The sequence below is a fragment of the Ornithinibacillus jepli genome (assembly GCF_047228935.1).
Classification (GTDB): domain Bacteria; phylum Bacillota; class Bacilli; order Bacillales; family Amphibacillaceae; genus Ornithinibacillus.
The window spans coordinates 257,494-271,510 of the sequence record NZ_JBFEGG010000003.1; the positions used below are offsets into that span (position 1 = coordinate 257,494).

Annotated in this window: 10 protein-coding genes; 9 read left to right on the forward strand and 1 reads right to left on the reverse strand. The window is 36.9% G+C overall.

What is annotated here, in order from left to right; genetic code table 11:
- Positions 1 to 28 precede the first annotated feature (28 nt).
- From AB1K81_RS13060 to AB1K81_RS13075, 4 genes are all read left to right on the forward strand, one after another.
- The gene (locus AB1K81_RS13060) at positions 29 to 2,362 is read left to right on the forward strand and encodes a glycoside hydrolase family 31 protein (protein ID WP_412977093.1); all 2,334 of its coding nucleotides are present in this window, start codon (positions 29 to 31) and stop codon (positions 2,360 to 2,362) included.
- A gap of 30 nt (positions 2,363 to 2,392) precedes the next feature.
- Positions 2,393 to 3,412: a LacI family DNA-binding transcriptional regulator gene (locus tag AB1K81_RS13065; RefSeq protein ID WP_412977094.1), complete on the forward strand. Its 1,020-nt coding sequence runs from the start codon at positions 2,393 to 2,395 to the stop codon at positions 3,410 to 3,412.
- A gap of 131 nt (positions 3,413 to 3,543) precedes the next feature.
- Positions 3,544 to 4,692, forward strand: coding sequence for an exo-beta-N-acetylmuramidase NamZ family protein (locus AB1K81_RS13070; RefSeq protein ID WP_412977095.1), 1,149 nt, complete (start codon positions 3,544 to 3,546; stop codon positions 4,690 to 4,692).
- Between the two features lie 9 nt (positions 4,693 to 4,701).
- Positions 4,702 to 5,673 (forward strand): N-acetylglucosamine kinase, encoded by a 972-nt coding sequence (locus AB1K81_RS13075; protein WP_412977096.1) that lies wholly within the window; start codon positions 4,702 to 4,704, stop codon positions 5,671 to 5,673.
- A gap of 281 nt (positions 5,674 to 5,954) precedes the next feature.
- On the opposite strand, the gene AB1K81_RS13080 is transcribed toward AB1K81_RS13075, so the two are convergent.
- On the reverse strand, positions 5,955 to 7,523 hold the full coding sequence (locus tag AB1K81_RS13080) for a SpoIID/LytB domain-containing protein (protein WP_412977097.1): 1,569 nt from the start codon (positions 7,521 to 7,523) through the stop codon (positions 5,955 to 5,957).
- Between the two features lie 321 nt (positions 7,524 to 7,844).
- On the opposite strand from AB1K81_RS13080, the gene AB1K81_RS13085 reads away from it, so the two are divergent.
- The 5 genes from AB1K81_RS13085 to AB1K81_RS13105 all read left to right on the forward strand — a co-directional run bounded on the left by AB1K81_RS13085 (position 7,845) and on the right by AB1K81_RS13105 (position 14,011).
- Positions 7,845 to 8,561 carry a PIG-L deacetylase family protein gene (locus tag AB1K81_RS13085; protein ID WP_412977098.1) on the forward strand — a complete coding sequence of 239 codons (717 nt, stop codon included), beginning with the start codon at positions 7,845 to 7,847 and terminating at the stop codon, positions 8,559 to 8,561.
- A gap of 21 nt (positions 8,562 to 8,582) precedes the next feature.
- Complete coding sequence (gene nagZ, locus AB1K81_RS13090; protein WP_412977099.1) at positions 8,583 to 10,181, forward strand: beta-N-acetylhexosaminidase; 1,599 nt, start codon at positions 8,583 to 8,585, stop codon at positions 10,179 to 10,181.
- Between the two features lie 5 nt (positions 10,182 to 10,186).
- Entirely contained in the window at positions 10,187 to 11,377 is a 1,191-nt protein-coding gene (locus AB1K81_RS13095) for an anhydro-N-acetylmuramic acid kinase (RefSeq protein ID WP_412977100.1), read from the forward strand.
- A 68-nt stretch (positions 11,378 to 11,445) separates the two neighbouring features.
- Positions 11,446 to 12,801: an extracellular solute-binding protein gene (locus AB1K81_RS13100; protein WP_412977101.1), complete on the forward strand. Its 1,356-nt coding sequence runs from the start codon at positions 11,446 to 11,448 to the stop codon at positions 12,799 to 12,801.
- Positions 12,802 to 13,093: 292 nt separating this feature from the next.
- Entirely contained in the window at positions 13,094 to 14,011 is a 918-nt protein-coding gene (locus tag AB1K81_RS13105) for a carbohydrate ABC transporter permease (protein ID WP_412977102.1), read from the forward strand.
- Positions 14,012 to 14,017: the final 6 nt, after the last annotated feature.

Here is a 14,017-nt window from a genome sequence, read left to right on the forward strand (position 1 = left end):
AACCTTAGATCTGTGCAGGAGGTACTTTATGCTTGAAGATACGAGCTTTGCCATACACCCTGGTAAAGAGACTAATGGCAGTGCAGTCGTCTACCAAGATATAGGTAATGTAATGGATTTCTATAAAGAAGGAACTGCCTATCTGTTTACTTGTTCAAATGGGAAGGTAACAATTCAGTTCTATACTCCATCCATTGTTCGGATAACGATGAATTCTAAAGAATGGCCCAATTTAAATCTATCAAAATCTGTTATAGTGACACCTCAGGCAGTAACCATAGGGGAAACAAATACTAAAGAATTACTAGTATTGAAGACAGCAGAATTAGTATTAAAGATTCGTAAGTCACCATTTAGGGTGGCGATAGAGGATCAGAATGGAAGAATTCTTGTGTCTGAGGATAAGCAAGGGATGGCTTATCGTGAAAACGGAGAGGTTATTGCTTTTAAAAAGATGGATAAGGAAGACCATTTCTATGGCTTTGGTGAAAAGTCAGGTCATTTAGATAAACGTGGTGAGAAATTAGAAATGTGGAATACTGATGTATATGCACCACATAACCCAGAAACGAATGCACTTTATGAATCGATTCCTTATTTTATGACATTACGTGATGGAAAAGCTCACGGGATATTCTTTGATAATACGTTTAAGACATATTTTGATATGAAATCATCAGAAGAGTACTATTCCTTCTCAGCTGAAGGTGGACAGCTTGATTATTACGTGATGGCTGGCCCTCATCCTAAACATGTGTTAGAGCAATATACTTATTTAACTGGTAGAATGCCACTACCACCAAAATGGTCACTGGGCTATCATCAGTCGCGTTACAGCTATGAAACAGAAGCGGAAGTAAGAGAACTTGCGAATAACTTTATTGAAAGAGATATTCCGGTCGACGTGATTCATCTAGATATTCACTATATGAATGGCTACCGCGTATTTACTTTCGATAAAGAAAGATTCCCGAATCCTGAAAAGCTTATTGCTGATTTAAAAGAAATGGGGATTCGTGTTGTGCCGATTGTTGACCCTGGCGTGAAAAAGGATTCAGAATATCCGATTTATCAAGAAGGTGTTTTAGAAGACAACTTCTGTAAGTATATCGAGGGTGACATCTACTATGGTGAAGTATGGCCAGGTAATAGTGCATTCCCTGATTTTACAGAAGAAAGAGTTCGTAAGTGGTGGGGAGAAAAGCATGCATTCTATACGTCTATCGGAATTGAAGGTATTTGGAATGATATGAACGAGCCCGCTGTTTTTAATGAAACGAAAACAATGGATTTAGAAGTAATGCATCGAAATGATGGAAATCCTACAACACATCGTGAACTCCACAATGTGTACGGATTATTAATGGGGAAAGCAACATATGAAGGAATGAAAGAAAATCTTCATGGCAAACGCCCATTCTTACTTACTCGGGCAGGTTATGCTGGTGTGCAGCGTTATGGCTCTGTTTGGACAGGAGATAATCGTAGCTTTTGGGAGCATTTACAAATGTCTCTACCAATGGTAATGAATCTAGGATTATCTGGTGTACCATTTACTGGTCCAGATGTTGGTGGATTTGCACATGATACGAATGCAGAATTATTAACACGATGGACTCAAGTCGGGGCTTTTACACCATTCTTCCGTAACCATTCAGCTATTGGATTCCGTTACCAAGAACCATGGCAGTTTGGTGAAAAATATGAATCTATCATGAAAAAATATATTCAAATGCGTTATAAATGGATGCCGCAGCTCTACTCTCTATTCTATCAAGCAAGCAAAAACGGCCTTCCAGTAATGCGACCATTATTAATGGAATATCCAGAAGATGCAAAAACATATAACCTAAATGATCAATTCATGCTTGGGGACAACGTGATCATGGCTCCAATATTAAATCCTTCTGTTACAGATCGTGCTGTATACTTACCTAAAGGGGAATGGATAGAGTATACAACGGGTGTAAGCTATGAAGGCGAAAACGTTCATCTTGTACATGCTGAGTTAGAAGACTTACCGATCTTTGTTCGTAAAGGTACTGCTCTTCTGCAAGGTGAATGGAATTCAAATCAAGATAAACAAACGAAAACTCTTACAATGAAGGTTTATGCTTCTGATTCGGAAGAAAATTATTCCTTCACGTTTTATGATGATGATGGGGAAACATTTGCATATGAAAATGGTGAATATATAAAACTTGATATTGATATTCAATCTTTAAAAGGTAAAATAAATATCAATATAGTAACTATAGAAGGAAATTACAATCCAGCATATAATGAAATAAATGTTGAAGTGGTTGGTACAGAACGAACAGTTTCTGTTAACGGTAAGAATAGTCATACAATTAAACTATAAAAATTAGAGTCAAAGGTAGAGGTGGGAAATGTGGTAACAATCAAAGATGTAGCTAAGATTAGTGGGGTTTCCCCCTCTACAGTTTCTCGTGTCATTGCTAATAATCCACGGATAAGTGAAGACACGAAGAAAAAAGTACGAAAAGCGATGAAGGATCTAGGATATCATCCGAATGTGAATGCACGAAATTTAGTTGTAAAGTCGACTAAAGCAATTGGTGTCATTATGCCTTCAAGTACAAATATTGCTTTACAAAATCCATTCTTTCCAGAAATTTTACGCGGGATTGGTTCGGTAATTCATGAAGCAGAATACTCTATGTATCTATCTACAGGGGAAACAGAAGTAGAGATATTAAGTGAAGTACAACGCATGGTTTATGGGAGCTATGTCGATGGTGTTATCCTTCTTTACTCACGAATTAATGATAAAGTGACAAGCTTTTTGAGGGAACAAGGTTTTCCGTTCGTTATTGTCGGAAAGCCCGATGACTTTGATACTGAGATTACACACGTGGATAATGATAATTTTAAAGCTGGAAAAGAAATTACCCAGCATTTAATTGATATGGGGCATGAGAGAATTGGATTTATTGGTGGTTCAAGGGATTTATTTGTGACACGTGATCGTGAAAGTGGATATGTTGCTGCTTTACAAGAAGCTGGAATAGAAGATTGTGAGCCATATAAAATTCATACGGAATTTCTTAAGTCAGGTGGTCGTGAGGCTGTTGAACATCTTATGTCACTAGCGATTCCTCCGACTGGTTTAGTAGTAAGTGATGATTTAATTAGTTTAGGAATATTAAGTATGCTTGAGAACTATGGGATTCGTATACCACAGGATATTTCTATTGTGAGCTTTAATAATGTTTATCTTTCTGAGATTACTAGACCTGCACTCACAACGGTCGATATTCAAATTTACGAGCTCGGTGCACAAACTGCCCGTGCACTTATTGAAAAAGCGAATAATAAAAATGAACCGACGAAGCGAATTATTATTCCATATAAAATTGTATACCGTGATTCAGTAAGTAAGCTATCTTAGGTCAGCCTGAGATAGCTTTTTTATACGAAAATGAAATAGTATTTCAAAAATTCTAATTGAATACCGTAATGTAGTTGACTATACTTGGAGGAGAAACATAACTTGCTTTGTTTAAAGGTAGGAGGAGGAAAATGAAACTTGGTTTAGAAGTTTTTTTAGAGAATCACGTAGATGAATTTTCAGGAAAGCGTATTGGTTTACTAACGAATTTAACTGGGGTTAATCATAAATTAGAAACAACAATAGATTTATTTCATCAGCATAAAAAGCTTCAATTAACAGCACTATTCGGGCCTGAGCATGGGATACGTGGTGAAGTTCAAGAAGGAAAATTAATAGAGTCTAGTATTGATCCATACACTGGTATCCCGATTTATAGTTTATATAATAAAGAGAAAAAGCCTAATGTGGAGATGTTGAAAGAAGTGGATGTAGTATTTTGTGACTTACAAGATATTGGTGCGCGTTATTATACATTTATTTATTCCTTGGCTAATACGATGCAAATTTGTGGGCAAGAAGGAAAAAAGGTTGTAGTTCTTGATCGGCCAAATCCGATTAATGGGCAGTCTGTAGAAGGAAATATAGTAGAGAAAGATTTTCAATCATTTGTTGGTAAATTTCCTATTTCAGTAAGACATGGCATGACAATTGGTGAACTCGCACTTTTATTTAAACATGAGTTTGGAGTGGATTGTGAATTAGAAGTAATACCAATGGACGGCTGGAGTAGGGAAAAGTATTTTGACCAAACGGATTTATTCTGGGTCTCCCCATCTCCTAATACGACGAATATGGATATGTGTGTCCTTTACCCAGGAACATGTTTAGTGGAAGGAACGAATTTATCAGAAGGAAGAGGGACAACAAGGCCTTTTGAAGTAATAGGTGCTCCTTTTATGGATAGTAGAAAATTAGCGGACAAGTTGAATGGGTTAAATATGGAGGGCGTTCGTTTTCGACCAGCGGTATTTAAACCAATGTATCAAAAGCATGCTGGTGAGGTTTGTGAAGGGGTTCAAATTCATGTTGCTGATCGCATAAATCTTCAGCCGTTTGAAATGGGAATATTAATACTAGAAACGATATATAAACTTTATCCTGACAAACTAGAATTTATCCTTGCAGGTAAACTTAATCGGTATTTCCTAGATCTTTTAGCCGGAACAGACAAATTACGTAAGCAAATTATTAAAGGGGATACGACTCCGTTCCGTGCTCAGTTACAAGATGATATAAATCAATTTGAATTAATTAGAAAAAATTATTTATTGTATTAAGGTGATAGGATGAAGTATGTTGTTGGAATAGATGGTGGTGGAACAAAAACGGCCATTGTTTTGGCTGATTTGGATGGTAATGTTTTAATGAATCGCACATATGGATCAACTAACCCTAATGCTGTTTCCAAAGAAGAGTTAGAAAGGACATTTCAGCAGATCTTTCAACATATTAAGGAAAAGTTAAAGGGAAATATTAACAAAGTGGTAAGTGTTTTTGCTGGAATTTCTGGTGCTGGAAGTAAGGCTTCACTTAAGTTACTAGAAGAAATCATCACTCCAAACTTCTTACCAGCTACTAAGATTACGGTAGTAGTGGACACTATCAATGCATTGTATTCTGGAACATTTGGTAAACCAGGAATTGTACAGATTTGTGGTACCGGTTCAATTACATATGGTATGAATGATCAAAAGAAACAAGATCGAGTTGGAGGCTGGGGTTATCTGCTAGGTGATGAAGGAAGCGGGTACGATGTTGGCCAAAAAGGAATCGCTGCAGCGTTACGGTTTGTCGATGGACGTGGACCGAATACGGTAATATTAGATTTACTATATGAGTATTTTCAAGTAGAGGAAGGAAGAGCACTAATTGATAATATCTATCATTCTCATAATCCTCGGCTAGAAATATCTAAAGTATCTAGAATAGTATTTAAAGCAGTAGATTTACATGATCAAGTAGCTTTAGAAATTATAAACGATGTATCGAAGGAAATAAGTCTCAGTATTTATACGTTGTATCAGAAACTATTTCGTTATGATGAGCAGGTAGAGGTTATCTTATGTGGAGGTCTTTTTTCTAATCAAGAAATACTGCCGGGGTTAATCCAAGAAAACATAAAAGGTTACACGAACAAGCTATCGTTCACACTACCCGAGCTCCCACCAGTCGCAGGGTCGGTTATTGGGGCGTATATAGAATTAGATAGAAGTATTAATGAAATAGTAAAGAAAAAGTTAAGAGAATTTTGGAAGTAGTAAGTCGGAAAACATTTTATTCTAATGATTAGAGAATTTTTTTGAATTTATTTAGTTCATCAAAGGTAATAAGACTTTTTACAAGTATATCATGAACTGGCTAATACTAATCAATAATGCAAATTATGCTCCGAAAATATACGGTGACTCCTGCGGGAAGAGATAGACATAGGTGAGGCCCCGCTGATTCCCCTGTGCTGGAAGTAACCGCAAGTATATTTCCGGAGCGGTTATATGCATTAAACACAAATTTTAGTTACTTTTGCCCCTGCTTTTTATTATTAGTAACGCTCTTCTAATTCAATACCTTGATAATAATGCTTCAAGATTTCCTCATACGTATGACCTTTTGTTGCCATCCCCATAGCTCCAGTTTGGGATAGTCCTACACCGTGGCCCCAGCCACCGCCATATACTTCAAAACCAATAACTTCTTTCGTACTATTATCCTTTACAGGTTCAATATAGAATAATGTACTTAGTAGTACACTTTGTGCACCATTCGCATTAATATATTTAAGAGCCCAACGAATACGGTCTTTATATTCATAAAATGTGCCATTCTCTGTTACAAATTCTATTTCTAGTACTCTTCCGGAATTTGCACGGCCTAATACATTGATTTCATAGACTTGCCCAACATCGGTACTAAAGTAATCACTTAACACTTGGCTAATTTCCTCATTTGTCCATTCAAAATGCCAACGATGATATCTAGACCAATCTGATTCAAAGTCTCCATTTCGCTGTGCACGTAATGATTTAGGGTTTGCGCTATTTTTAAATACATTTAAATTAGGTACATTTTCCATAGACTTACCATGCTGGGAATCTGGGACTCCACGAAGATATGGTATAGGATCGGAATTCCATACATCTTCATTGTTAGCAGTAAATCCTCCACTAGTTGAATGGTATACTGCATCAATTAACTCCCCATTATAAGTTGCTACAACTCCAGCTGTTTCTTGCACTGCTTGAGTTGAGATTGGATGCTCTGCATCGTAACCTCCATACACTTGGTCAGATGTAGTTGGTAGTAAGTCATATCCGTCTGCACTACGCTTGCCAAGTCCTCCAATTGCATACGTTCTTGCAGCTACTGCTTGTGACTTCTGTGCTTCTAATTCATTGTAAGGATTCGGTGGTAATTCTCGAGGAACAACACCATATAAGTATTCCTCTAGTGGCAACTCGTTAATTCCAGCTAATGTACCAGAGCTATTGAAAGCGACTTCACCAATTCCACGATATTGATTACCATTAATCTTGATAACCCCATTTTCAGAGCTTATCTGTACAGCATTAGGTACAATTGTCTCGAATCCATTAGCTACAACACGAATTTCTGTTTCACCTGATGAAACGGTAATTAATCTCCAATAGGAGTCATTTCCAGCAAAACCTTCTGTAATCATTTGTTGACGGAATGCTTCTCGATCACCCCATCCAGCATCTTGTGGGAACTTACCAATTAACAAACGCCATCCACCATTATAGTCTTCGATATAGGTATCATAACCAGCAGCTTCAGCTCTATTTAACCAATCTTGCATGTATGGAACACTGGTTGTCCATGCAGTTTGTAGGCGGTAATTCGTTTCAATCGTAGCACTTGATGCTAACTCCACACTAACTTCATCATTTTCACCAGTATAAATAACCTCACCAGTTTCTTTATCCGTAATCGAGAAATCTTCATTACTTCCTATCCGGATAGATTCAGCTGAAGGAACGACCCCAATCCGAATCATTTGGGTCTCACTTTCTGCAAAACTAGTAAACCCATTTAAAAAGATTCCTGTAAAAGCTAATAAACTAATAAATCCTAACATCCGTAGTTTTTTCAAAACGTCCACCTCCATTATTTTGTAAAAGCGCTTTCAATATAGTTATTCAACATCTAAACTAAGATTCCTTTATTTAAATCATAGGGACAAAGAACTCTTTTTGTTGTTCTAATAGGTCTTTAGACTTAATATAATTGAAATAATAATACAATTTTATTAAAAAAACAGTGAATTACTATTTCAAAAACAATATTTTAATGTATAATGAAAATAAAATAATCATGAAGTTAGGTCGAATTAATAGAAAAAATTATTTTATAATTTTGAAATGTAAGCGATATCAAAGAATCGTAGTATAAATTTCTTAGAAGGGGTGAGAATATGAACGGAAATTATCATGTAATGGTAGTTGGAGCACATTGTGGGGATGCAGAAATTCAAGCCGGAGCAATTGCTCATAAATATGCGAAAGCAGGTCATGAGGTAACTTTTTTACATTTAACCGCCGGAGAAAAAGGGAATCCACCTTACATTTCGGTTGAGGAATACCGAAAACAGAAAATAAAGGAAGCAGAGAATGCTGCAGCAATTTTAGGTGGGAAAAGTATCACCTTAGAATTTAAAGATGCGGAATTAAAAGAAGATAATCAAATTGTAACAAGTGTTGCTAGAATCTTTCGTGAGTTAAAACCAAATATCGTGATTACCCATTGGGAAAACAGTATGCATCCTGATCATGCGTTATGTCCTAGAATTGTTCAGGCCGCGTGGTTAAAAAGTGCACTACCTGGATTTGACATAGATGGGCTACCACCTCATTCCTTAACAAGAATGTTCCACAGTGAGAACTGGGAGGACATGGAAGGATATGTACCAGATGTTTTTGTAGATGTTTCCGAGGAATTTGATACATATTTAGAAGCTTTATCACAATATTGGTTCATCATGAACTCTAGTGATTTTCGTTACTTTGATTACTATAAAGCATTAGGCACAATGAGAGGTTGCTTAGCTAGAACGAGTTATGCACAAACATTGAAATATCCAGTTGGTGCTAACATAAGGAAAGGAAAATCAATCCCTGGTTTTGAACTATAAAAGAACTTGGAGTGATACATAATGAATAAATCGTTACAAGAAAAAATCGGCCAACTCATGGTGTTTGGCTTTAAAGGAAAAACGGCTACTCCAGAAATTAAAAAACTAATTCGTGAACGACATGTAGGTGGAATTATTCTGTTTGGAAGAAATATTGGTACGACAGAAGAGGTTTTAGCTTTAACCACGGAGTTACAACGTGAGGCAAAGGAAGCAGGACATGAGAAACCTTTATTAATTTGTATCGATCAAGAAAATGGTGTTGTTCGAAGACTAGGCGAAGGAGCAACAATTCTTCCAGGAGCGATGCTGTTAGGCGCAACCGGTTATAGTGAAAATGCATATATTACTGGACTTATAACTGGGCGTGAATTAAAGGCACTAGGAATCAATTGGAACTTAGCCCCAGTACTAGATGTAAATAATAACCCCGATAACCCTGTAATAGGAGTTCGCTCGTATGGAGAATCTGCGGAGCTAGTATCCGAATTTGGGAAGCAAGCAGTAAAAGGAATGCAAGATGCAGGTATCATCACAACTTTAAAGCATTTCCCAGGACATGGTGATACGAATATCGATTCACATCTTGATCTGCCTACCATTGCTCATGATATAGAAAGACTTAAACAAATCGAATTAAAGCCTTTTGTTGAAGTTATCGAGCAAGGTGCTGATACGATTATGTCCGCACATGTGTTTTTTCCTGCAATAGAAGACCAAGAAAACGTGCCAGCAACACTTTCTCGCAAAGTAATTACCGGATTACTTCGTGAACAATTAGGCTTTAATGGTGTCGTTACAACGGACTGCATGGAAATGAATGCAATCTCGGAAGGAATCGGAACAGCAGAAGGATCGGTTGAAGCGTTAAAAGCAGGTATCGATTTAATCATGATTTCCCACCTACAATCAAGACAATATGAAGCATTAAATTTAATAGAAGAATCGATAAAAAGCGGAGAGATTTCAGAGGGAATTATAGAAGCTTCTTATAAACGTGTAATGGAATTAAAGGATAAATATTTATCTTGGGATGATATTCCTTTAGATTCTAAACTAGTGGTTTCTACAGATGTAGGAGCCAAGCTACATGAAGTAGAGGCTTATGAGATTTATAAACAAGGAATTACCATCGTGAAAAATGATAATATCATTCCTTTAAACCTTGAAGCTAGTGAACGTATATTAGTTATATATGCCAAAAATAGCTATGCAATGCAGGTAGAAGATAAACGTTATTCTACTTTTTCGTTAGGTGAAGCAGTTGGGAAAATTCATGAGAATACAGAAGTCTTTGAGCTGTCAAATCCTCCGACCGAAAAGGAAATTAAACATTTGAAAATAGTTGCAAAAGATTATGTCGCAGTAATCGTTGGGACGCTATCCGTAAAGGCAGATGACCAACAAGTAAAAATGGTAGAGGAGCTGTTTAAGGAAAATTCTAATGTCATCATCATTGCTACAAGAAGCCCTTACGATATCGCTTATTTACCAAATGTCCCAGCCTATATAGCAACATATGAGTTTACCAACCCAGCATTACAAACAGCTGCAGAAGCAGTATTTGGAAAAGTAAAGGTGAAAGGAAAATTACCAGTTACACTTCCAAAGAAGGGATGATCACCATGCTTTTAGAAGAAAGCGTTATATACGGAGTAGGAATCATGTCTGGTACGTCATTAGACGGGATTGATGTTGCATTAGTAAAAATTGACGAAGTAAATAGTGAGATTCAATTGAAGCTAGAGCACTTTGACTCTATTCCATACGATGACAAGGTAAAGCAGGAAATTCTTCATCTATGTGATCCTAATAAAGCGAGCATCCAGATGATTTCAAGTATGAATATGTTACTTGGAAAGATGTTTGCAGATGCAGCTTTAAAGGTTATTGATGACTCGGGGGTTAGGAGAGAAGACATTTCTTTTATTAGCTCCCACGGTCAAACGATTTTCCATCAGCCGGAAGCAATACATGTTGCAGGACATCTGGTAACTTCAACATTACAAATTGGTGATATAAGTACAATTGCAGAGTTAACAGGAATTACTACTGTTGGGGATTTTCGTACAAGAGATATGGCAGTTGGTGGGCAAGGTGCTCCACTAGTACCATACGCTGATTATCTACTTTTTCGTAATCAAGAGATTGGTAGAGTACTAGTAAATATCGGTGGAATCTCAAACCTAACGATTCTTCCTAAGGATTGCGATGAGTCTCAGGTCAAAGCATATGATACCGGTCCAGGAAATATGATAATCGATTATTTCGCTAGAAGAATTACGAGTGGTAAGCTAACTTACGATAAAGATGGTCAACTTGCAGCTAAAGGAAATATCAACCAAGACTGGCTAGATACATTATTGAAAGAGCCCTACTATCATATCGAGCCACCGAAATCAACTGGTAGAGAGCTTTTTGGTGATTCATATGCTGAAAAACTTTGGAATCAAGCTGATGAACTATCGTTAAGTATGGAAGATAGAATGGCTACTGTTACTAAGTTAACTGCTATTACACTAAAGAATGAGATTAAACGTCATATCGAGTCTGACCATATCGGCGAGGTATACATTAGTGGTGGTGGAAGCTATAACCCTACTTTAATAAATGAAATTAAACAGGGTTTACCTCCTCAAGTTACCTTACGAAAAATGGATGAAATTGGCATGCCTGCTGATGCTAAGGAAGCAATGATTTTTGCTTTACTTGGGTTTCAGTATTTGAAAAAAAGAACCAATAATTTACCACAAGCTACTGGTGCTAAGCGCAAAGTTATGATGGGCAAAGCAGCTTGGGGAAATTTAAGGGGGTGAATTACTTAAAGCAATCATCTATCGTTTTTTCAATTACTTATTAAAAAATTGTTAGGGGGAAGTAAACAATGAAAGGTAAAATGAAGCTATTTTCATTTATGTTATTAGCATTAGCTTTTGTACTAGTGCTAAGTGCATGTGGTGATGATTCAGAAGGTTCAACGGATGACGACGGTAACTGGACTGGAACAATTACAATTTGGGATGGTCCTCGTTGGGCAGAAGAAGGTGACACATCTGGTGAGGATGGTAAAGGTAACCAATACTTCTGGCTACAAGGAAAAATTAAAGAATTTGAAGATGCTCATCCTGGAGTAAAAATTGAGCTAGTACAAGTACCTTGGGCTGAAATGCCAGATAAATTAGGTGTTAATATTGCAGGTCAATCTTGGCCAGACATTGCACCAGTTGACATTAGTGGTAGTGCTGTAAGTATCGATCACATAGAACAAGGTGTAATCGAACCTTTAGATGATTTCTTTACTGAAGAAGAAAAAAGTGATTTCTATGAAAATGCTTTAGATGCATACACATTTGATGGGAAAATGTATGGTATTCCAAACTCATTAACTGTTCACTCTATGTTACTTAACTTAGATCTATTTGAAGAAGCTGGTGTTGAACCACCTGCTAACGGTGAATGGACTTGGGATGAATTCGTTGATGCAGCGGAAAAATTAACATTTGACCGCGATGGCGACGGAACAATCGATGTTTATGGATTCTCAACTTATATACTACCTGGATATTATGAAGCATGGCCATTCTTCTATATCAATGGTGGTCAACCTCTAAGTGATGACTTATCTGAATTTACATTTGACTCACCTGAAGCTATAGAAGCTATTCAACAATTAGCTGACCTTAAGCTTGTAAACGAAGCTGCTCCTGTTTCAATGGGTGGTGCTGATGTAGGTGGTACTTATCAAGCTTGGGCAAATGAAGAACAACGTACTGTAGCGATGGAGCCTTGGGCAACTTGGGCAATTACTTCTGCTCAAGGATCAGAAGTAAACTTCATGGTAGCTAACTACCCAACTGGTTCAAAGGGTGATCCTGTAACAATCGGTGGTGTAGGTGGTTGGACAATGTTTAAACAAGAAAGTGATGCGAAAAAAGAAGTTGTTGCAGAGTTCATGAAGTCTATCTCTAGCACAGATGAACAATACTTAATGTCTAAATCATATGGTATCTTCCCAGCACGTATTAGCGCAGCTGAAATGGATCCATTTGCAGACAATCCAGAAATGGCTCGTGCACAGGAAATGTCTTCACAAGTTGTGATGTTACCTCGTCATCCAGAATGGAAGAAAATCGATGAAATCATCCAACGTGAACTACAACTAGTATTCAACGGAGAGAAAACAGCTGAAGAAGCAATGGCTACAGCGAAACCGGAAGTTGAAGCATTACTAGGAGAATAATTGCAAGTTTGGTAGACTTCGGGATCCCGAAGTCTACCGGATTTTATATGGTTTGTTTGGACTTTTTATAGTTTATGTTGGGAAATGGGCTAACGAAGAGTAGATATGCAGCCTCATCGTGTTTTTTGTGTAAAGATAGCAGAAAAAAATGATGATAAACGATCTCAACTAGCTTTGTTAGGTAAAGTAGGAAAAAAGGATGATGACCCAAGGTATATTCATCTTTTTACCAAAAATTATAAAACTTTAATACGTATTTACATATTCTAGGAGACAGCAGGGAGGGAGAATTTTGGAATTATCAGGTCGTTTAAAAAATGCTGGTAAGAGTTTAAAAAGAACAGGTAAATTGATGCGTAAAAACTATGCAGCCTATCTCTTTTTACTCCCGAAATTAATTCTATTTACATTGTTTATTGCTATACCTGTAGTTTGGGCTTTTGCTTTATCTTTTCAAGAGTATCGTATAATGGATGCGAATAATTTGGTTTGGTTTGATAATTACAAAAAAGTATTTGAAAGTGATGCATTTAAGCAAGCATTACTTAATACAACCATTTATACCGTAGTTACGGTGCCTTTCAATGTTATTACAGCATTAATTGCAGCAACATTAATTCACTCCTTAGGTAAATTTGCACAGAACTTCTTCCGTGCAGCATTTTATTTACCTACCGTTACTTCCATGGTTATTATCGCAATGGTATGGCGTTGGATGTATAACTACGAATTTGGTTTATTTAATCATGTAATGGGTCTATTAGGTATGGAACCAATTAACTGGTTAGGTCAAACGGATTCTGCACTCTGGGCAATCATAATTATGCAAATGTTAATTCCATTTGGTGTTGGAATTATTCTATATATGGCTTCTATGAGTTCTATTTCTGACTCGTTATATGAAGCAGCAACAATAGATGGTGCCAATGCATTTCAGAAATGGATTAAAATTACCATTCCAATGTTAACACCGTCAACTGTTTATTTAACGCTATTAAGTACAATCGGATCATTCCAGGTATTTACACAAATTATCCTTATGACTAATGGGGGACCGGGGTATGCGACCGAGACATTAGTACACTTAATCTATAAAACTGGTTTTAGAGACTTTGAATTTGGTTTAGCTGCGGCGCAATCAGTCGTATTATTCTTTATTATTTTTGTCATATCTGTACTCCAATACAAAGTCTTAAATCGAAAAAGTTAGGAGGGG

Bases quoted from the DNA above. Each gene is read 5' to 3' on its own strand.
- AB1K81_RS13060 (WP_412977093.1), top strand. From the start codon at position 29: ATGCTTGAAGATACGAGCTTTGCCATACACCCTGGTAAAGAGACTAAT.
- AB1K81_RS13070 (WP_412977095.1), top strand. From the start codon at position 3,544: ATGAAACTTGGTTTAGAAGTTTTTTTAGAGAATCACGTAGATGAATTT.
- AB1K81_RS13075 (WP_412977096.1), top strand. From the start codon at position 4,702: ATGAAGTATGTTGTTGGAATAGATGGTGGTGGAACAAAAACGGCCATT.
- AB1K81_RS13085 (WP_412977098.1), top strand. From the start codon at position 7,845: ATGAACGGAAATTATCATGTAATGGTAGTTGGAGCACATTGTGGGGAT.
- nagZ (WP_412977099.1), top strand. From the start codon at position 8,583: ATGAATAAATCGTTACAAGAAAAAATCGGCCAACTCATGGTGTTTGGC.
- AB1K81_RS13095 (WP_412977100.1), top strand. From the start codon at position 10,187: ATGCTTTTAGAAGAAAGCGTTATATACGGAGTAGGAATCATGTCTGGT.
- AB1K81_RS13100 (WP_412977101.1), top strand. From the start codon at position 11,446: ATGAAAGGTAAAATGAAGCTATTTTCATTTATGTTATTAGCATTAGCT.